General features: G+C 60.0%; 23 protein-coding genes. 11 read left to right on the top strand and 12 right to left on the bottom strand.

Annotated elements, in window-relative coordinates:
* Window position 1: 1 nt before the first annotated feature.
* The 11 genes from virB9 to K426_RS28300 form a co-directional block, all read right to left on the bottom strand.
* The gene (virB9, locus tag K426_RS28355) at window positions 2–847 is read right to left on the bottom strand and encodes a P-type conjugative transfer protein VirB9 (protein WP_066564719.1); all 846 of its coding nucleotides are present in this window, start codon (window positions 845–847) and stop codon (window positions 2–4) included.
* Window positions 844–1,536 carry a virB8 family protein gene (locus tag K426_RS28350; RefSeq protein WP_066564717.1) on the bottom strand — a complete coding sequence of 231 codons (693 nt, stop codon included), beginning with the start codon at window positions 1,534–1,536 and terminating at the stop codon, window positions 844–846. The genes virB9 and K426_RS28350 overlap by 4 nt, the downstream gene beginning before the upstream one ends.
* 2 nt (window positions 1,537–1,538) lie before the next feature.
* Entirely contained in the window at window positions 1,539–1,868 is a 330-nt protein-coding gene (locus K426_RS28345) for a hypothetical protein (protein ID WP_066564715.1), read from the bottom strand.
* Between the two features lie 10 nt (window positions 1,869–1,878).
* A complete protein-coding gene (locus K426_RS28340) occupies window positions 1,879–2,886 on the bottom strand; it encodes a type IV secretion system protein (protein WP_066564713.1) in 1,008 nt (335 codons plus the stop codon).
* Window positions 2,887–2,908: 22 nt separating this feature from the next.
* Complete coding sequence (locus tag K426_RS28335) at window positions 2,909–3,214, bottom strand: hypothetical protein (protein WP_066564711.1); 306 nt, start codon at window positions 3,212–3,214, stop codon at window positions 2,909–2,911.
* Window positions 3,214–3,924 (bottom strand): type IV secretion system protein, encoded by a 711-nt coding sequence (locus tag K426_RS28330; RefSeq protein ID WP_082749256.1) that lies wholly within the window; start codon window positions 3,922–3,924, stop codon window positions 3,214–3,216. Before K426_RS28330 ends, K426_RS28335 begins: the two co-directional genes overlap by 1 nt.
* A gap of 14 nt (window positions 3,925–3,938) precedes the next feature.
* Window positions 3,939–6,329 (bottom strand): VirB4 family type IV secretion/conjugal transfer ATPase, encoded by a 2,391-nt coding sequence (locus K426_RS28325; protein ID WP_066564708.1) that lies wholly within the window; start codon window positions 6,327–6,329, stop codon window positions 3,939–3,941.
* Entirely contained in the window at window positions 6,322–6,666 is a 345-nt protein-coding gene (locus K426_RS28320) for a type IV secretion system protein VirB3 (protein WP_157801350.1), read from the bottom strand. The genes K426_RS28325 and K426_RS28320 overlap by 8 nt, the downstream gene beginning before the upstream one ends.
* Before the next feature lie 58 nt (window positions 6,667–6,724).
* Window positions 6,725–7,102, bottom strand: coding sequence for a TrbC/VirB2 family protein (locus K426_RS28315; RefSeq protein ID WP_237230219.1), 378 nt, complete (start codon window positions 7,100–7,102; stop codon window positions 6,725–6,727).
* Window positions 7,102–7,779: a lytic transglycosylase domain-containing protein gene (locus K426_RS28310; RefSeq protein WP_066564700.1), complete on the bottom strand. Its 678-nt coding sequence runs from the start codon at window positions 7,777–7,779 to the stop codon at window positions 7,102–7,104. The genes K426_RS28315 and K426_RS28310 overlap by 1 nt, the downstream gene beginning before the upstream one ends.
* A 483-nt stretch (window positions 7,780–8,262) precedes the next feature.
* Window positions 8,263–8,553, bottom strand: a complete 291-nt coding sequence (locus tag K426_RS28300; protein ID WP_066564695.1) for a hypothetical protein — start codon at window positions 8,551–8,553, stop codon at window positions 8,263–8,265.
* A gap of 92 nt (window positions 8,554–8,645) precedes the next feature.
* Between K426_RS28300 and K426_RS28295 the strand changes: the two genes are divergently transcribed.
* The 4 genes from K426_RS28295 (at window position 8,646) to K426_RS28280 (ending at window position 11,927) form a co-directional block, all read left to right on the top strand.
* Window positions 8,646–9,530 (top strand): DUF7146 domain-containing protein, encoded by an 885-nt coding sequence (locus K426_RS28295; RefSeq protein ID WP_237230218.1) that lies wholly within the window; start codon window positions 8,646–8,648, stop codon window positions 9,528–9,530.
* Window positions 9,527–10,111, top strand: a complete 585-nt coding sequence (locus K426_RS28290; RefSeq protein WP_237230217.1) for a thermonuclease family protein — start codon at window positions 9,527–9,529, stop codon at window positions 10,109–10,111. Before K426_RS28295 ends, K426_RS28290 begins: the two co-directional genes overlap by 4 nt.
* A gap of 148 nt (window positions 10,112–10,259) precedes the next feature.
* Window positions 10,260–11,147, top strand: coding sequence for a recombinase family protein (locus tag K426_RS28285; RefSeq protein ID WP_066564693.1), 888 nt, complete (start codon window positions 10,260–10,262; stop codon window positions 11,145–11,147).
* A 105-nt stretch (window positions 11,148–11,252) separates the two neighbouring features.
* Entirely contained in the window at window positions 11,253–11,927 is a 675-nt protein-coding gene (locus K426_RS28280; protein WP_066564690.1) for a sulfite exporter TauE/SafE family protein, read from the top strand.
* A 311-nt stretch (window positions 11,928–12,238) separates the two neighbouring features.
* Here the strand turns inward: K426_RS28280 and K426_RS31600 are convergent, their stop codons facing one another.
* Window positions 12,239–12,553, bottom strand: a complete 315-nt coding sequence (locus K426_RS31600) for a hypothetical protein (protein WP_145907831.1) — start codon at window positions 12,551–12,553, stop codon at window positions 12,239–12,241.
* A 121-nt stretch (window positions 12,554–12,674) separates the two neighbouring features.
* Here K426_RS31600 and K426_RS28270 point away from each other — a divergent pair, with 121 nt between their 5' ends.
* Genes K426_RS28270 through K426_RS28240 form a run of 7 tightly spaced genes read left to right on the top strand, consistent with a single transcriptional unit; the run spans window position 12,675 to window position 19,516 of the window.
* Window positions 12,675–15,017 carry a TonB-dependent receptor gene (locus tag K426_RS28270; protein WP_082749255.1) on the top strand — a complete coding sequence of 781 codons (2,343 nt, stop codon included), beginning with the start codon at window positions 12,675–12,677 and terminating at the stop codon, window positions 15,015–15,017.
* 49 nt (window positions 15,018–15,066) lie between these two features.
* Complete coding sequence (locus K426_RS28265; RefSeq protein ID WP_066564683.1) at window positions 15,067–15,825, top strand: SDR family NAD(P)-dependent oxidoreductase; 759 nt, start codon at window positions 15,067–15,069, stop codon at window positions 15,823–15,825.
* Entirely contained in the window at window positions 15,822–16,583 is a 762-nt protein-coding gene (locus K426_RS28260) for an SDR family NAD(P)-dependent oxidoreductase (protein ID WP_066564680.1), read from the top strand. The genes K426_RS28265 and K426_RS28260 overlap by 4 nt, the downstream gene beginning before the upstream one ends.
* A 25-nt stretch (window positions 16,584–16,608) precedes the next feature.
* Window positions 16,609–17,046 (top strand): SRPBCC family protein, encoded by a 438-nt coding sequence (locus tag K426_RS28255; protein WP_066564676.1) that lies wholly within the window; start codon window positions 16,609–16,611, stop codon window positions 17,044–17,046.
* 16 nt (window positions 17,047–17,062) lie between these two features.
* Window positions 17,063–18,178: a phosphotransferase gene (locus K426_RS28250; protein ID WP_158511806.1), complete on the top strand. Its 1,116-nt coding sequence runs from the start codon at window positions 17,063–17,065 to the stop codon at window positions 18,176–18,178.
* 25 nt (window positions 18,179–18,203) lie between these two features.
* Window positions 18,204–19,112 (top strand): SDR family NAD(P)-dependent oxidoreductase, encoded by a 909-nt coding sequence (locus tag K426_RS28245; RefSeq protein ID WP_066564671.1) that lies wholly within the window; start codon window positions 18,204–18,206, stop codon window positions 19,110–19,112.
* The gene (locus tag K426_RS28240; RefSeq protein ID WP_082749252.1) at window positions 19,109–19,516 is read left to right on the top strand and encodes a GlcG/HbpS family heme-binding protein; all 408 of its coding nucleotides are present in this window, start codon (window positions 19,109–19,111) and stop codon (window positions 19,514–19,516) included. The genes K426_RS28245 and K426_RS28240 overlap by 4 nt, the downstream gene beginning before the upstream one ends.
* Window positions 19,517–19,570 lie beyond the last annotated feature (54 nt).

Raw genomic sequence — 19,570 nt, 5'->3', positions numbered from 1 at the left:
ATCAATTCTCCGTCTTGCGCTCCACCACTTCCGACGCCGTGTCCGTCTTGGGATCACGGCCGTAGAAGTTCGGGCTGTCATTGTAGATGCACAGCACCACCTTGCCCCGGCGCAGGCGCAGTTGCCGGAACACGCCATGGATCACGACAAATTCGTCGCGCACATCGAAGGAGGCCGTGGCTTCGCTGCCATCGGGATTGACCGTGAAGATGGCGGGAATCTCGCGCTGATTGGGAAAACGCAGGACCGTGAACTGGCCATTGTCGGTGACTTCGGAAGGTTGGATCTCCGAGGAGCCCTGCACGCTGTAGTTGAGGTTGCGGGTGCCTTCGAGCACGCCGAGGTCCAGTGCGGCCTTGATTGCCCCATTTTGCTGAGCGAGCACCTGGGTGAGCTGCTGGCGGGCAGCGGCCTCCCGGCGGGCTGCCGCCTCCTGTTCGGGATAGCGGACCCTGACCTTGTAGAATGTTTCGGACGAGCGGCCATTGGCGACGGCGGCGAGCGCAAAGGTGTAATTGCGCTTCTGGCCGGCATAGTCGGTGACGACGATGAGATTGGTCCCGCCCGCGCGCTCGCGCGGTTTGATGAACAGGGAATTTTCGGCCGGGGCGACTTCCCAGGACACGGTATCGCCCATGGCCACGAATTTGATCACCTCGCCTTGCGCGAACTCGATCTGGGTGGCCGTGCGAAAGGCGCTGCGGATGGCGATGACATTCTGATCGCTATAATTGACCTCGCGGACCCGATGGTCGGCGGTGACAGGGCGGGGCGTGTTTTCGGCGCGGGCGCTCATCGGGAGCGCAAAGGCCAGCATCGCGGCCGATACCATGAGGAGCTGTTTCATTTTCCACCTATCTCTACGTCCGCGCGATAGGCTTTCACCTGGAAGCCGAGCGGATTGGCGTAGCGGCCGGCTTCAGATTCCGGCTTGGAAAGCACGTCGAACGTAATGGTTGCGATGGCCGGCGTTTCGGTGGCCTGCCCATCTCGTTCCAGCCGCTTGGTGAACCGCACCTGGGCCACGGTCGGCGAAATGAAGGAGACCGCCCGCACCGCGACGAAGACTGTATCACTGGCCGTCAGCTGGTTTTGCGGGGAGTCGGGATTGTCCTTCTTGTAGAAGCTGATCCAGCGGCGCTGTTCCTCCGGCGCCGACAGCGCCAGTACCTGGTTGAAAAATTCCTGCCGCGCCTGCGGTATCCAGCCCTCGCGGGACCGGACATAATTGGCGAGGAAATATTTGCGGACCGCCTCATCATAGGTGACCGTCTTGTCGCCCCGAAGTTGCTGGGTCACTTCGGTGGCGCCGGTCGAGCGATCGACGGTGACGACATAGGGCACCACGGTCTTGAGCGGTGATAACATCGCCACCGCCGCGACGCCGATGACCGCGATTGCGCTGGCGGAGCCTGCCACGATCCAGGCGAGCCGCTTCGACCGTTCGGCCGCGACGAAGCGTTCCCGATCCCAGCTTTGCGCTTCGGCGAAGTAGGCCTTCAGATCCTCGGCGCTGTCTTTGACCCCGATTGCCATGGTCAGCAACTCGCATAGACGGCGCGAGAGGTCGCGCCGGGGGCAGGGGGAGGCGTGGCCTCGCTGATCGGTGGCACGCGATCCACCTTCGCTGCTGGACCATCGCTTTGCGGACTGCTGGGTGAAGGAAAGAACTGGGTCGGCGGGATTGCAGGCGTGGGTGCCGCAGCACCGCGCGCGGGGAGCGTCGGGAGGATTGTCCCATAGGGGTTGGCGGGCCGCTTGGACTGGCCATTGCAGCGCGGGACCTTGGCTTCCTTGGCCGCAAAGACGGGGGCGGCCAATGGAATGGTAAGAAGGGCAAGCGGCACGAGGGCCTTGACGATATTCACGGCATTTCTCCTATCGCGTGCGGGTCAACGTTCCGCCGCCGCCGTTTCGGCTGCCACCCAATTGCCAGGCGCCAGCACCAATGGCGCGGACGCCGCTTGAGGGTGCGCCCGCCATGGTGCGGCCAGCGGCCGGGGCGAAGTTCACTGTAACGGCGTTGGCAAATTGGGCTGCCAGGGCAGGGCCACCGCCACCCAGGCCCGATGCCAGGCTGGGGATCTGCAGGAAGAAGTAGAAGCCCAGCACATAGAATGACAGAGCTTTGAATGCGGCGACCAGCACGCTGTCCTCGTTCGAGATTGCGTTGATGAAGGTGTCGGTCGTTTGCGAGATGAAGAGGGTGACCAGCAGCGCGAAGACGACCAGCATGATATAGCTGATCGCCGACCCCATCCATGAGAAGAACCATCCCCGTGTAGAATCGAATAGCAAAGCGGCCACGAAAAGTGGTCCGACGACTGCCAGCAGCGCGAGTGCGAAGAGGGCAAAGGCGCAAATTGTGAAGCCGAGTGCACATGACAGCAGAGCGGCAATCAATATGACGAGATTGGCGATGGCAGCGAGGATGATCTCCACAAAATTATTGGGAATGCCGACCAAGTTCTTCCCGGCCTCTTGAGTATGCTCGTCGACGATTTCGGTGATCTTTGCGATGGCTCGCGCCGCGCCTTGTAACAGCGTGTCGAAATAACCGCCGAGACCGTTGATATCCGCACCGCCGAGCGCGCTGGCGAACTGACCGGGCAACCCATGCATTGTGAATAGACCGACAGACGCGCCATAGAGGGAGCTGACTGCCCATGTAAGGGCCGCGAGTTTCAGCGCACGATAGACAAATTCACGCGCGGGATATTGCACAGCTCCTCTCAGGATCGCGCCGCCCAGCAGGATGATATAGATGGTCACGCCGACACGGAGCGGAGCAGAAATAATGCCGATCACCGAGGAATAGAGAGCGATGATGCCGGCGAGGGCGCCATCCACTGAATTCATCATGGTCTCGAAGATCGGGAAATCCATCGGTTATCGCCCTATCGCGGCATCAGATGCCCATTTGCTTTTTGAATTTTTCACGCTCGCGCTTTTGGATCAGCTGATATCGAGCGGTGTCGGCATTGTTGCAGTTTTCGGTCACAACAGCGGGCCAGCTCGTGATCGGGCGCTGCGAACCCTTCCAAGCGGTACATACTGCGTCCATTTCAGCCCGATCGCTGTCATTTTTGATGAAATACGCGACCGTGCGAAGAGGAATGTCTGAACGAAGGCCGTCTCCCGTCTGCGCCTTCTCGGACGGCGAGCACGCAGACAGCGCCAGGGAGGTGGCGGCAAGGATAAGTGGTATCCGCATTAGTCGATCCCCATCTGGCGACGGAATTTCGCGGCTTCCCGCTGCTGGAGCGTGACATATCCCTGATAATCGGCTTCGGCCTTCGCGCGGCGTTGCAGCTCGACCGCTTGCAGGGCCATCATGTCATTCGTCATCTGCGCCTGTTCCAGCTGAAGGCGAGCGCTCATGTCGGCGCGTTCTGCCGCTGAGTTCGCGGTGGCCAGGCGGCTGCGCAGTTCTTCCAGGCCTTCGCGGCGACTTGTCACGGAATCGCCCACCGATCCCGCCAGGCCCGCCGTAACGGCCGCGCTTCGTGCGCCGGTCTCATAGCTTGCGCGCGTGCTGTCCGAGACATCGGGGGACAGCTGCCCCATCAAGCCTTGATACACGCTGTCGGAACGGCCACGCAGACGACCGATCACATCCAGATTTCCGTTGGCATAACCGTCCAGACTGCCGGAAGACACGTTCAACTCTCGCATGGCGTCGGTGCGCAGGCTGCTCGCAATGCTCCCGATATCGGTCGCCTTGTTGAGATCGCGATACAGGTCGCGGGCCTGCTGAAGTTGATTGGCGCCCTGCTGCAGCATCGACACGCCCTGGCGAACTTGCTCCAGCTGCTGGAATAAGCCACGGGTATCGCTGACGGGGATTCCCTGCGCCTGCGCTGACGTTGCGATGGTCAGAAGCGAGGCCCCTGCCACCCAATAGTGAAGTCTTTTGCCCTTCATCCTTACCTCTCCTCTCAACTTGAGCGTCGGCGCTGATGGAAAATGGGGAGCCACGTGGCAGGATCGCGGCCATGTTCGGCGATCACCTCGCAGGCGACGGCGGTCGTTTCCGCCCGGCCTGACAAAACGGCCAGCTCATTGTCGAGGCCGGTCAGATCCAATTCGACGACAACAGAATCGTGACCCTGCTTCACCAGAAATTTGTGGGATTCTTGGGCAAGCTCCTCGCGGATGAGGACAAATTCGGCCTCCGTCATGGAGAAGCCCTCGATATAGTCCCGCCGCTGGCCATTGGGGTTGGGGAGCATTATCTTCGTCGCGACCTGCTCAAGGATGGAATGGCTGATGTCGCTCTTGAGCGCATCGCCGGGCGATTGGGTCGCGAACACCATGAGCGCATTGCGCTTGCGGTATGTCTTCAAGCCGTCCTGCGCGAAGCTGCGAAATGCATTGTCACCCAGCGCCTTCCAGAATTCGTCGATCACGATCATGGTGCGCTCGCCGGTCAGCAGCTTGTCGATGCGATGGAACAGATAGAGCATCAACGGAGCGCGAATATCGGCATTGTCGAGAAAATCGGTCATGTCGAAGCCGATGAAGCGGGCGTCGAGCGTCATTTCGTCTGCGGCGTTATCGAACACCCAGCCCAGCGCGCCGCGCGAGGTCCATTTCTCCAGCCTCGCGCCCACCCCGCCTTCATCGGCCATGCCGAGCATGGTCCGCAACGCATCGAGCGAGCGGGCAGCGGGCGGCAGTTTCATGACGGCCGCAATGCCATCATCAATCCGCTTTTCTTCCTGAATGGAAATGGCCCGTCCTTCGACGCGAACCAATTGGCGGATCCACAGCGATAGCCATGCGCGGTCTTCCGGCGTGTCCGACAATGCCTTCAATGGAGCGAAGCCCGTCGGTGCGCCGTTGGCGAGCGTCAGATAGCTGCCGCCGCTCGCCAGCACAAAAATCTGGGCGCCGCGATCCTTGTCGATGAAGATCTGCCGGGCACCGGTCTTTTCCGCCTGTGCCATGAGGAAGTTCAAGAGGACCGTCTTGCCACCGCCAGTCGGGCCGATGACCATCGTGTGTCCGACATCTCGCTTGTGGAAGCTGAAGAAATAGGGGCTGCGCGCGCTAGTCTTGAGTAGCGCGATGGCGTCGCCCCAATGATTGCCGGTTGCGTGACCAGCGGGATAGGTATGGAAGGGCGAGAAGGCCGCGAAATTGAGCGACGTGATCGGCGCCGGCCGCGCCCGCCATGCAAAATTGCCGACAAGCTGGCTCCAATAGGCGGCTTCCAGGGCGGCCCCCTCGCGTGCTGCCACCATGCCTGTGTCTGCAAGCGCGGCACGCGCGATCGACATATGATCGCGCAGGGATTTAAGGCTGCCGCCATAGACGGCCAGGGTAAAATGATGGTCGCCGAGCACGAAGCGGTTCGACATGAGATCGTCGGCCGCATCGACCAGATCGTGCATCTGGCTGATAGCCCGATCGTCGGCATTCTCCATCTGACGCTGCCGCAGGCGAAAGCGCTCCGCTGCGGTGGCGCGGCCAAGGAAGGTGAAGGATTGGGTGAGGACGAACCCGAAATCGACGGCGAGGAGGGATTCAAACTGGCGAGGCGTGGTAAAGGCGGGATATTCGCGAATTCCGAATATGCCGCCGAACGAACTGCGATCCGCATCGCGGACTTCCACGGTCTCTCCCCCGAAAATGACCCGCTGCCGATAGAGTGCGCTGCCCAGATGACCGCGAATGATCGGCACGCGGCGATAGCGGCCGGTCATCACCATCTCGGCGACTTCCAGCGGTTCGGAGAATTTAAGGCCGCGCTGCCCATAGATGGCGAGGCGGCGTGGCTCGCAGCGGGCCATCAGCTTCTCGAAATCCCGGGCCTTGTCTTCCAGGAACTCGATTAGATTCTGATCGACTGCATTGGCGGCCGCGTCATTCCTGCCTTTGGACCGGAAGAGATGAATGAGCTTGTCGGCGCCATGCGCAGAAGGGCGCACCAGCAGGGTGACAAAGAAGCGGTTGATGAACATCCGCTCGCGGTTGATCCGACCGAAATAGGCGGCATCCAGATCGCTGGCGAATTTCGATCGGAAATTGCCGCCGGGATATTGTTCGACCCGCGCTCTTACAAGATGCGTCCAGATGGAGAGGCGGTCATCATGGAGGTTGCGGAGCATGCCATTCAATTTGGCGTGCCAATCGTTGAGGTCGCGAACATCGGCGGTTTCGAAGGCGCGCCCCTGTAACTCGAAGCTGAGCATAATGGCGCCAGAATCGAGCATGATCATCTGGTCGTTGATATGCCGGGCATAAGGCAGAAACTTGGTCGGCATCACTTCCTTGAGCGCGACCTTCAACGGCACCTGGGCTGAGAGGCGATGGGCACTAGCCATGGCGGCCGAAGCCCTTGCGCGCGATGCCCTTGAGGGGAAGGGGGGTGTAGCTCGATCCGCCCCAGAAGGTCCGGTTGCGGTTCGCCGCCTTGGTGCGGAAGAACAGGAAAATCAGCCGAAAGGCATTCACATCCTGACGCACCACGATGCGGGCGAGGCCATAGCAGACAGCCGCCGTGATGAGGGCATAGATCGGATTATTGGTGCCGATGAGAACGATCGCCGAAACCAACAGGATCGGCACGGCGGCCTCAATTGGGATACCGGCCCATAGGGCAGGGCGCGTCACTGCCAGGAACAGCGTGTTGCGCGCTATTTCTTCTCTCTCCTCGCCCAAGCGGTCCTCCTGGCTCTCAGAAAATGGCGGCCCGGCATCGTGTCGAGCCGCTTGGCTATCAGGCGGAGCCTGCGATCTGATCCACGATCCACGGCGCGGAAAAGATGATCGCAATCCCGATGATCACCGTGACAAGGCCACCGGTGTTGACCCGCCCCATTAGCCATCCCGCGCCCGCGATGATGACCGCGATCACCGCCAAGGCGCGCAGCAGGCCATTGCTGAGTAGGCTGAGCACATTATTGGCGAAGCCCTCCAGATTAGCAGATTGGGCAAAAGCGGGGTCGGGAGAGAGGAGCGTCGCAATGCTGACGATAGCGGCTATGGCGGCAAATGACGTCACCCTGCGTTGCAGTGGTGACATGCCCCTTGCATAGCGCTGGACGGACGATCGTACCGGCCACGGGTGTATTTGCGAGACTGCGCTCAATTTCATCAGCTTCCTCCTATTTCCGCGTGGCGGGCATGCTCGAAAGCCGCGCGGGAGAAGACGTCCCAGGCGGGCGGTGGTGATGCCGCCGGTGTCGGCCCGGCATCGGCCATATTTTCAGCGGCAAGCTCGGCCAGCGTCGTCGTTGGGGGCTGGCTCTCCTTGACGCCTTCTGCGGCGCTTATCGGCGCGGCATAGGCAACAGGGGTCACACCATTGGCGACGCCAGCGTTGCTCAGCACACGATGCACATAGCCGTTGCGAAAACCGCGAATCTGGCTGCCGGTATTGTACATCGAGAGAGCGATGCGCAGGGCCTCCTGGGGCATCCTGCCGTCGCGGACCCGATGGTAATTGCCCGCAAGCACCTGTCCGGCCGCGCTGATATTGGTGCAGGGATCGAACACGCTGACCCATGTAAGACCGAGCGCATTCATATTGTTGGAGTTGATCTGCCCAAGGCCAAGATCAACCGAATAGCCTTTGGCGATGTAGCTGCGCGCGATGCGCGCCGCATCCGCCGCATTGGTCGGGCGATCGGGTTGCCGGGCCACACCGTTGACGTTGAGGGCAAACTGATAACCTTTGCTTTCGGTATGCACCACGGCTGCAATCGTGGATGGGGCAACGCCGCTTGCGCATTGTGCTGCCAATCCCAGGATCGCGGCGGTCGTGAACTGCATTATTGCGGCCCACCCGGGATGGCGGAGGCCTCGGCTTGCGCCACCTCCGCTTGTGTCGGGACAAAATAGGTCTGTCGGCTGCCATCTTGCATCGTCATGACGACAGCGCCGGGTCGCCCATTTTTCGGCTCACTGTACTTCGCCGCCCTGACACCGCCGGCGGTGCATGTCGGAAAGCTCCCGCCCAGGGCAAGGCTCCGCAGCAGTTTGCGGATAGGAGGCACGCACTGCGCATATTGCATCCAGCCGCCTGGATTGCTCGCGCACAGCAGCACCTCACAAGCCCATGTGCTGTCGGCGGCCTTGGCCGAATAGGGCGTAGCACACGTCAAAAGGCATGCAGCAACGCCGAAGGAAATAGACAAGCGATTTCGCATGTTTTCACCTCTATGGAAAAACAGCTTAAGTCGCTTTCAGGGCACTGCCTAGCCTGCCCCGATGAAGCAAATTCCTGAAACTACGGGATTATCTGGTTTTTCGATTTCAGAAACGGGATGGATCGTTCCATTGGGGCGATGGATTGACGCCAATCATCGCGCTGTAGCCATAGGCATTCACAATATGGCGAATGGCTGATGAAATCTTTGAATATAAACGGATTCTTTTCTTATCGTAGAGTGCGACATGGTAGGGCGTCGAACCGCGCCAGCTGACCCGGACGTTGATGTACCACTTGCCATCGTCATCCCGTTGATGCACCTGAATGTCGGTGATCGTGCCCGCGACCGGGCGATGGGATGTGAGTTCGCGTTCCAGGATCAGTTCGAGTTCCATTTTACCTCATGCAGCGATTTATATATATATCGCTGGTATCGTGACGTTATTCTTATTAGCCTTAGGGTAAGTGGCAAGTGAGAGGAGGTCCAGTGAGCGGTCGCAATCCCGACGCGGTGGCACGAGATGCCGAACGCATCGTCCGACAGCTTGGCGGCAAATGGCAGGGTGATTACGCCATGTGCCGCTGTCCCGCCCATGCCGATGGCGATCCCAGCCTGTCGGTCCGGGTCGGCCGCAAAGCGGTGCTCTTTCACTGCTTCGCCGGCTGCACCTCCGATGCCATTGTCGAAGCGCTGCGCACCGGCCAATTCGCTCCGCCGGCTGGCCATGATCCTGGCCGACGCCATGAGGGAGGGAAGGCCGACTTCAATAAGCTGGCGCTATCTACGTGGCGCTTTGCCGATCCCTTCATCGGCAGTCTCGCGGAACGGTATATCCGCGGTCGGGCGATCGTGCCGACGGGCATCACCGCCCGCTTTGATGCACGCTGTCAGTTTGGCGGCGGTGAGGACAAGGCTTTTGCGCCTGCTCTCATTGTTCCGGTTGAAGAAGATATCGGTGTGGTCGCCATCCACCGCACCTTTTTGCAGGCTGACGGGAAGGGCAAGGCTGCGATCACCAAGCCCAAGAGGTTGTTGGGAAACCCTGGTGGTGGCGCCGTACGATGGGGTGGAATTCCTGCCGATGGCATATTGCGGCTCGCAGAAGGGGTTGAGGACGCCGCGAGCGTCATGAACATGCTGGAGCCGGAAACCTTCGTGTGGCCGGTGTTGGGGATCGAACGATATCAGGCCATCACCATTCCCGAGAGCATCCACAAGATCATCATCTATAGCCAGCATGGCGGTGAGGCAGAGCGCGCCATTGAACGCGCGGAGCCGCATCTCACTGACAAGGGGCGGCAGCTCGATGTGAAGCTGCCGCCGCACTCTGGCGACTGGAATGACCTTTTGCGTGAGATCCGTTCGCAGTGAAGCTGTTTCCTGGGCTTCCCAACCATCAACGGGTCATGCTTGCGCTGATGTTTGGTGCGGTGTCGGTCTATGCCTTGGCACAGCAAAAGCAGCAGATCGGACGAATTGCGTCGCTGCGATTAATCGATCCAGCACCCCGAGTGATTGATGGTGATACGCTGGAGGTAGCGGGATCAACGGTTCGCACTGTTGGGATTGATGCGCCGGACGATGATCTTCCACAGCTCAAGCGGCTGTCAGCGCAGACGATGGCAGGTCTGGTTCAGCGCGATGGGGGCGTCGAGTGTGCAGCCAGCTTGTTTGATGTCGCGCTTCGCCAGGAACAGCAGTGTCGCAGCCCCGCAACCAGCTATGGTCGACTGAACCTCTCATGTCGCCTGAAGAAAAATGGGGCGAGCCTCGCAGCCACAATGGTCGCGCAGGGCTATGCCGTAGATTATCGGCGATATTCTGGCGGTGCCTATGTGAAGCTGATGCAGCAGGCGGCCCGGCAACGCATTGGTCTATGGGGCCAGAACTATGAAGGCATGCGCCGACTGGCGGTTGATCGAGCGGCGTTGCCGCCGTCTTGTACCTCATAGTCGGGAGCGACGTGCGGGCGCACTGTCAGCGGTTCGATTCCCTCGAGCATTCCCGAATAGAACCTGCGTAACGGGAGCAACCGACCGGTTGCCCCCGTTACCCTATTTGTGACAAAACGGGCCAAACGGCAGATCGGGCGAAATCGAATTGGCTATCTTGGGCTATGCGCGGGTTTCGACGGACGAGCAGGATACCGCTGCGCAACTCGATGCGCTGCGGGCGGCGGGGTGCGCCATCATCTTTGAAGACAAGGCCAGCGGCGCGAGCCGCGAGCGTCCGCAGCTGGCACGCGCCATCGGAAGGGCAGGGGAGGGCGACACGCTGCTGGTGGTCCGCATCGACCGCCTCGCGCGCTCGCTGTCGCATTTGCTGGAGGTCGTGGAGATGCTGAGGAAGAAGGGCGCCCATTTCCGGTCCATCAATGACCCGATCGACACCGGCAGCGCGCAAGGCATGTTGATGACCCAGATGCTGGGCGCGTTTGCGGAGTTCGAAAGGGCGCTCATCCGGGAGCGAACACGGGCGGGGCTGAAGGCCGCGGTCGCGCGGGGCGCCAAACCCGACAACCCCAAGATGCGCGCGCGCGACACGCGCGCCATCGCTGATATCCGCTATGGTCATCGGGAGCGCTATCTCAATGATTTGCTCGATGGGCGGCATCGATGGTTGCCGACGGTCGAGCGTCTGCGCCCGCATCTGCCGTGGAAGCTGGTGGTAAGGCAGTTGCAGGCAATCTCGCCACCAGTCCGCTCCTTCTCGGAACGGACGCTGGTCAAGGCCTGCCGCACTTTGGTGCGCGCTGGCCATGCAAACCCTTCCATTCTCGACAAAGCAGGGCGCTTGCCGCCCGATACCCGCGTCGCGCGGTTACTCGCGGACAGGGTTCGCACGCATCCCGATGCGACGTTGCGGGAACTCGCGACATGGCTTTCGCGCGATCTACGGGAACCCACGGCCCGCGGTGGTCTGTCATGGGCACCCGAAGGCGTGCGCCGCGAGAAGGAGCGGGCGCGCGCTCTTGGACTTCTCGAATGACGTGGCGACCTTCTCAAACTGGCAGGACGGATCAATGACGCAAACTGACGTGCTGACGGTCCGCAATCCCGTCACGACCTTCACTGCCGGATCCTCAACAAGGCCATGAGTTTGATCGTGGTGGCGACCGCGCTGCCGTTCCGCATGGGCACCGTTCCCTTCGCCGAGATCGCCGCGCACTGGCCGGTCATTCTCAACCTGCTTGCCGGAAGCCTTGCGGGAGCCTGGTTCGGCGCCGGATGGGCAATCGGCCTGCGGCCGGAAAACTTGCACCGGTTGATCGGCATCCTCCTGGTGAGGATCGCGATGGTGCTTATGTTCGGTCAAGGCCTGAGCGGCGGCCACAGTCTGGTCGCCGACGGGATGATGCGGATCATTGTCGGCATTCTTGGCGGTTTTGCGATCGGCATCGTTGCAGCGCTGCTTGGGGTTGCCGGCGGCGAGTTGCTGATCCCGACGCTGATCCTGCTGTTCGGTGTCGACGTGAAGCTGGCTGGCAGCCTGTCGCTCGCGATCAGCCTGCCCACGATGATCGCGGGGTTCGCGCGCTACAGCCGCGACAGCAGCTTCGCGGTGATCGGACGGCATCGCATGTTCGTCATCATCATGGCGCTGGGCCCGATCGTAGGCAGCTTCGTTGGTGGTCGGCTGCTCGGCATCGTGCCCGAAGCTGCGCTACTGCCCATGCTGGCGGCGATTTTGATCGCATCGGCGGCGAAGATGCTATTCCAGCGCCGCCATGGGCTTCAACGAGGACCGGATCAGAATAGTCGGGTCTGAACCGCCTGAGCCGAGGGGCCAGGCTTCTGTTTGCTGTTGAGATTGGCGGTTTTGCGCCGGACTTTTCGTGGCCATTCGGGCTGCAAGGCCATGTCCGGCGGAGCCTCCCAGCGCGCGGCAGATTCGGATATCTTTTGGTAGGCGTTGATGCGCCTGCATAATCTGTTGAACATGGCGAAGTGTCGCGGGCGCTTATGGAGCGCGAAGACCCGTTGGTAGAACGACGGCGGCCATCTGTCTGGCTGGCCAGGTAACGCTCAAGCGCTCTATCACTCGCTCCGCGCACGAAAATCTCGATCGCTGGTTCCGCGTCATGCACCAAACCAGATTACGACGTGGCGTAGCCAGTTGCTGGCGGGCAGGGATATTGCTTCGGCCAACGCATCGGAAACGGCCGAGCCGCCGGTCGGCGTAAAGACGTTGCTCTGGGCGAAGCCATGGAGAATTCGCTGGGCCGACCCCATTACGCCTTCTATCCTCTGCAGCGTTTCTTGCATTGGGTAACGACGAAGGAGAGGATGTCGCATGATGTTTAGAAATCTGGTTCGTTCATCGCCTGATTGCAGGATAAATGCGATCCTGCAATCAGGATTGTATCGTGCAGCAAACGCCGCGGCCAACAGCATCTCAGAGCCGCCTTTTTGAGCGGGGCTGGACAAAGTCACCCCGTCAGGTGACATCGCGTGATCGACTAGCCGCATAAGCTGCTCTTCAGACCCCAAATAGGGGTATTCCAGGAGGGGATGAATGAAACAGGATTTTTATACATCTGCAGCAATCGCCGCCCTGTGCTGCTGGTCTATGGCGGTTAGTGGGCAGGCTAACGCTCAATCTGCGGGCGCGCCCGCCCCAGTTGCGCAGCCGGCCTCTCAAGAAACCGGACTTGGCGAAATCATCGTTACTGCGCAAAAGCGCGAGCAGCGGCTGAATGATGTGGGCGTCACCGTTTCGGTCGCCTCCGCTACGCAGCTTCAGAGCGCCGGGGTCGTCGATGCAGAGGGGCTCGGCGCGGTTGTGCCTGGATTTACGGCCTCTACCAGCGTGTTCGGTCCGCCGGTCTTCTCGCTGCGCGGCGTAAACTTCAACTCCTTTCAGGCATCAGCGCCTCCAACTGTAAGTTCATACATCGACGAAGCTGCGATTCCTTATCCTGTTATGGGGCAAGCCTTGTTCCTCGACGTCGAACGGGTCGAGGTGCTCAAGGGGCCGCAAGGAACCCTGTTCGGCCAGAATGCGACTGGTGGCTCCATCAATGTGATTGCGGCAAAGCCGACAGCGGAGCTTTCTGCAGGCTTTCGGATTGACGTTAATCATTGGGATGAAACCAATGCCGAAGGCTTTGTCAGTGGTCCGCTTTCAGACACGTTGAGAGCGCGCCTCGCCGTTCAGACCACGCAGTTCGGTGGTTGGCAGCGCGGTTATTATCTAAATGATCAAAAGAACGGCGATCAAAACAAAATTGCAGGGCGGTTGCTCCTCGACTGGACTCCCACGGATAGGCTCAAAGTTTCGGTCAATCTGAATGCGGCTAAAGACCGCAGCGAGCAGCAGCAAGCCCAGGCATTCCTCATCCAGCCTGTGAATCCGGCTGCGCCTTCCGCACAGCCGTTCCTGCTGTATCGGGACAATTTGCCGACGAACGCCCGCGATGCCGATTTCGACTCGGGTTATGACACGCGAGCGGACAACTATACTTACCAGGGTGTCCTTCGCGCCGATTATGATGTTACCGATCAGCTGACGTTGACCTCCATAACGAACTACATTAAAACGCGCTTTCGCTCGCCGCATGACCAAGATGGCACCGCCGTTCCCATGCAGCCCGCGACTGCGAAGGCCGACATCAAGTCCTTCAATCAGGAAATCCGGATCGCAGGCAACTACAAGGACATCGGTCTCAACTTCGTGTTGGGTGCAAGCTACGGCAAGGATGACATCACCGAAGGCGTCGCCAACTCCTATGTCGGATATACCGGGTTTCCGCCCAACTCTCCTGCCGAATGGATATATGATCTAACCCAGCGCGCTGCGGCAGTGTTCGGTAGCGTGGACTACGAGGTGATCGACGGGCTGACCCTTACTGCCGGTGCGCGCTACACCGAGACGAAGCAGACGATCAGCGGCTGCACGTTCGATCGGGGCGGCACGCCAGGTATCCGAGGTGTCTCGCAGGCTATCGTTGGAGCAATCAATCCGGCGCTGGCTGCTGCCTATGTTTCCGGCGGATGCATCACGATCGATGATGGAGGTACGGCTCCCACATTCTTGCCAATTTTTGCCGACGGCCAGCAGAAGGAACATAATGTTGCCTGGCGGGGCGCCATCAATTACAAAGTAACGGACGACGTACTGCTTTACGGTTCAGTGAGCCGCGGTTTCAAGGCAGGAACCTTTCCTGTCATCGTGAACCTGTTCAATTCCGTCATCCAGCCGGTGAAGCAGGAAAAGCTGACTTCCTATGAGGCTGGCGCGAAGCTGACGCTGCTGGATAATCACGTCCAGCTGAACCTCTCGGCTTTTCACTATGACTATGTGAACAAGCAGTTCTTCTCATTTCTGCCAGTCCTGCAGGGTGCGCTCGTTACAGCTACACTGGTGAACATTCCCAAATCGACCGTCGATGGCGCGGATTTGGAAATTACGGCGCAATTTGGGGGGCTACGTCTCAGCGGCGGGGTCACCTATATCAAAACCAAGGTGGAAAATTACGTTGGGTTTGACTTCGCTGGTCAGCCGCTCGATTTTTCGGGCAAGGAGTTTAACTATGCTCCACCTTGGTCAGCTAATCTCGATGCGGAATATAAGTTTGATACAGGGGGAAACCTGACACCCTTTATTGGCGGGACCGTGACCTATCGCGATAAGACCTATGCTGATCTTGGGGAAAATCCCGCTTTCGCCATGCCGTCCTACACTCTGCTGGATGCCAGGTTGGGCGTGGAGTCCATCAATGGATGGCGGGTCAGCATTTATGGCCGCAATCTGACGAACAAATATTATTGGAATTCGGTGGCTTCTTCCGGCGACGGCGCCGTACGCTTCACCGGCGAGCCGCGCACGTTCGGCGCGAACTTCAGCTATCGTTTTTAATGACAAACCGGGGGCGGATCCAGAATTGGCCCCCGGCAAAGGAAATGGCATGAACGCCGAAACATTGCTGGGCGAGGTTGCCATTGTCACCGGAGCGGCCGGTGGGATCGGCGCCGCAGCGGCGAGATCGCTGGCGGCTCTTGGAGCCAAGGTTGTCCTGACGGACGTGAAGCAGGCCGAAGGCGCGTGCGTCGCCGCAGAAATTGGCGAGGCCGCTCGGTTTGCGGCTCATGATGTCAGCAACGCTTGTGACTGGAGCGCCGCTGTTTCTATAGCGGAAGATGCGTTCGGTCCGATTTCCATCCTCGTGAACAACGCCGGGATAGCTCTGCCTCCGGCGCCTCTGCACGAAGTGAGCGAGGTGGATTACCGGCGTACGATCGATGTCAATCAGGTCTCCTGCTTTCTCGGCATGAAGGCGGTTGTGCCTTCCATGATTCGCTTTGGCAGAGGTGCAATTGTGAACGTCTCGTCCGTCGCGGGCTTGAAAGCCGAATGGGGGGCTATTGCCTATACAGCGAGCAAGTTTGCCGTGACGGGTATGACGAAGGTGGCCGCGCTCGATCTCGCTAAGGATAAAATACGAGTGAATTCCGTTCACCCCGGATTGGTCGACACGCCGATGGTGCGACCCGATGGGGGGGAGGAGGCTTTCGCTCCAATCCTGCAATTTGCTTCGGGGCTGCCGATACCACGCCCCGGGACGCCGGAGGAGATCGCAAACGTTATCGTCTTTCTGGCGTCGAATTCGGCCAGTTTCCTCACCGGCGGGAGCTTTGCCGCCGATGGCGGCTGGACGTTGCGATGACCGCTACGACTTCTAGGGCGCCGCGTCTGAAGGGGAGGGTCGCCGTGGTGACGGGCGCGGCGCAAGGAATCGGAGAGGCAACAGCGCGCCGTCTCGCGGAAGAAGGTGCACAGGTTATGTGCATCGATCTGGACGAGAGGGTGAAAGCCGTGGCGGAGGCAATCGGCAATCAGGCATGTGGGAGTATCGGCGACGTTGCCGATTCGTCCGTGCTGAGGGCTGCCCTGTGCGACATCGAGCAGCGTTGGGGCCGGATCGACATCTTAGTGAATAATGCGGGAATCGACGGTGTGCCCGCCTTGCTGGCTGACGGCGAGGAACGAGATTTCGCTCGGGTGATCGATGTTAATTTGCGGGCTTGCTGGTTGGCTATGCGGCATGTCCTGCCTTCAATGGTCGCGGGGGGAGGCGGGGCCATCGTCAACATCGCGTCAGTTGCCGCTCTCATCGGCTTTGAAACCTTGTCCATCTATGCGGCCTCCAAAGCCGCGGTAGTCGGCATGACTCGGTCTGCGGCATTGGAATATGGCCGCCATAACATTCGCGTCAACGCGCTATGTCCGGGCGGTGTTCTGACTTCCCTGGCCCTTTCGTTCATGGAGGAAGGGATGGTGGAAGCCTGGGCAGATAAGCACGCCTTAAAACGCTTTGCCGAACCCAGCGAAATCGCTGCTGTGGTAGCATTTCTCGCCAGCGACGACGCGTCCTTCATTACTGGAGCTGCGATACCCGTCGACGGCGGAATGACGGCTCAATAACGTACATAAATGAGGAACAGTTCTAATGCCCACGGTGCGCGCGCGTAGGATAATCAATGCACCCGTCGCCCAGATCTGGGCGGCGATCCGCGACTTCGGTTCGCATTCACAATGGATTGAGCATCATCCAAAAATAACACTGGAGGGCGGTGACGGGCTCACGATCGGCGTGAGGCGGAGAGTAACCTATTCCGACGGGAGCTATTTCGATGAAGTACTCACGGGCATGGATGATCGGGTTTGGGTCCAGGAATATGACGTTATCGGCGAATTGCCCCTGCCGGTCTATAATGTCTATGGCGCGATGCAGCTCTACCCCGTCAGTGGCGAAGGTCCGACCCTCGTCGAGCGCCGCCTGACCTATGACACGCCTCTGTCGGAAGCCGAGGCGCGAGATTTCGAACAAAGCCGGCTTCAACTGCTCTCGGGGAGTCTCGACATACTGGCAGCGCTGTTCGAATAATCCAAGGAGTCTTCTGATGCAAATACCTCCCTCTCCCTATGAACTGACTCCGGGTCTTCTCAGCGATATTGTCAGTCAAGTGGTTCCCGGCGCCACTGTCGGTGGCGTGTCGATCGTCAAGTCGCACGAATATGGCGACGGAGATGTTTCGACATCGGCGCGGGCTACGGCAACACTTGATTATTCGGATGGTTCTCCGGCTGACCTGCCCCGTGACGTCATCCTTAAGTTATCCTTCGATCCGCGCAAAAAGGGCACGGATGCGTGGTACTGTCAGCTCGACGGATTATTCGCGAATGAGGTAAATTTCTATAACCGCATAAGGCCGTCCCTTGCCATCGAGGCCCCGGGCTCGCTTGGTGGCTACTTCGATCGGGCGACGAAGCGCTACCTGCTAATCATGGAGGACGTCACGCAACGGGGGGCGACCTTCCCGAGCAATCTCGATGCGGTGGGCGTCGAGAATGTAAAGCGCATACTCGACGCCATCGCCAAGGTTCATGCGACCTTTTGGGAAAGCGACCGGTTCGTTGGAGATATGGCCTGGGTCGAAACCCATCTCCGCGGCGGCGTGGAAGACCATATGCGAAGCGTCATTCCTGAAGAAGGCATTCGCAGTCAGTTGGAGCTTCACAAATTCAAGCGGGAATTGCTGGAGCGGCTGGGTACCACCGAACGCGAACTGTTCGCGGGCATGTGCGCGAACAAGCAGCATCAGGCAACCTTGCCGCAGACGTTGCTCCATGGGGATCTTCATATCGGCAACACCTATCGCATGCCGGACGGCAGTGTGGGTCTGCATGATTGGCAGTTATGCGTGAAGGGCTTCGCGCTTCACGACGTCACCTATATCATCAACACCGCGTTATCGATTGCGGAGCGACGCGCGTATGAGCGGGCTTTGCTTGAATATTACCGCGACAAGCTGATCGAATTGGGCGTGCGGACACCTCCCTCACCCGAAGTGCTCTGGACCGAGCATAGGCGCGCGGCCCTCTGGACGCTGTATATCGGATGGTTGACTTGTCCGCCGGAAAGCTATGGCTGGGAGACAATGGCCGTGGCGCTGCTCCGGGTCTCCACCGCGGTCGAGGACCATGGTACGCTTGCTCTCGTTAGAGAATCGCTGTGAGGCTGATGCGCCAGGGAAGGCAGCTTTGACCGCGCCCGCCGCCCTCGTGATCGGTGGGAACGGGGGGATGGGCCTGTCGGTCACGAAAGCGCTACTGGAGGCGGGCTACCAGGTGGCTGCAACCGTTTCGCGCCCCGAAGCGATCTTCCCCTTCTCCAAGGCATTCCCAGACTGCGCGGCGCTGGAACATGCCGACCTTTCCCATCCCGAGGAGCTCCGGGCGCAAGTCGAGCGTCTGATAAGCAAACTCGGGTCGTTGAACGCAGTCGTCATTTGCGCTGCCGTGGCACCCTTCGCTCCGGCCGAAATGACCCCCTTGGACGTGTTCCGTCGTACGATGGAGATCAACTGTTTCTCCAATCTCGCTGTCTATCAGGCATGCCTGCCCGCGCTCAGGCGGACGCGGGGTCGCATCATATTGACGGGGTCCTGGTCGGGTGTCGTCGCGACACCCGTAATGGCGAGTTATGTCGCTTCCAAGTTTGCACTCGAAGGGTTGGTCGATGTCATGCGGCAGGAGGCGAGCGCCTGGGGCGTCGATGTCGTGCTTATGCAGCCGGGCGCTCTTGATACCCAGATGATGCGGCGCAGCCAGGCATCGCTCGCGCAGGTGATAACCCATCTGCCGGAGGAAGAGGCAGCCCTTTACGGGCGGCTTTACCGACAGATGAAGTACAGGGCTGACGAAGGTCTGGCTGCCGAGAAATTTACCTCTCCCGATGCTCTTGCTGCGGTGGTGCTTCACGCCTTGAAGGTGAAGACGCCCGAAACGCGCTACCCTGTGGGGGAAGATGCGAAATATATGTGCGAGTTGGCACGCAGCAGGACAGACAGGGAAATCGACGCCTTCATCCTGGACATGTACCGGACGGCGCCGCTGGACGGAGAAGGTGAAGGCATGAGCACGGCGCCCTTGGCGGCGGGAGAGGAATGACTATGCTTTTTCGACCGCGTCTCACACCCGCCGAGATCGATGGGATCATGGCCAAAGCGCATGCGGCCGCAGCGGCAGGCGGCTTTGCGGTGACGATCTGCATCGTCGATGAAGGCGGCCATCTGCTGCGTCTGGATCGGCTTGAAGATGCGCCGCTCATCTCGTTGCGGGTAGCCGAGGGAAAGGCGCGCACGGCGGTAGAACTCAACATGTCCACCGCCGCGTTGGAACAAGCCGTCGCCGCTCTGCCGTCGATGACCGCGATAGCAGGAATTTATCCGTTTCGTGGGGGCATCCCGCTCCGGCAGGACGGGTATTGTGTCGGCGCCATCGGAGTATCGGGAGTGCTGCCCGATCAGGATGAGCAAGTTGCCCAGAGCGGTGCGTCCGCTCTGGCCGCATGATTAGTGCGCGCTGTCCCGGTGCTCGGTGACAGGCTGCATGCAGCGCGTCTGCTA

It is taken from the genome of Sphingobium sp. TKS, from assembly GCF_001563265.1.
GTDB lineage: Bacteria > Pseudomonadota > Alphaproteobacteria > Sphingomonadales > Sphingomonadaceae > Sphingobium.
Note: the sequence above shows the minus strand (reverse complement) of the source record. Positions and strands in the feature narration are given on the sequence as shown.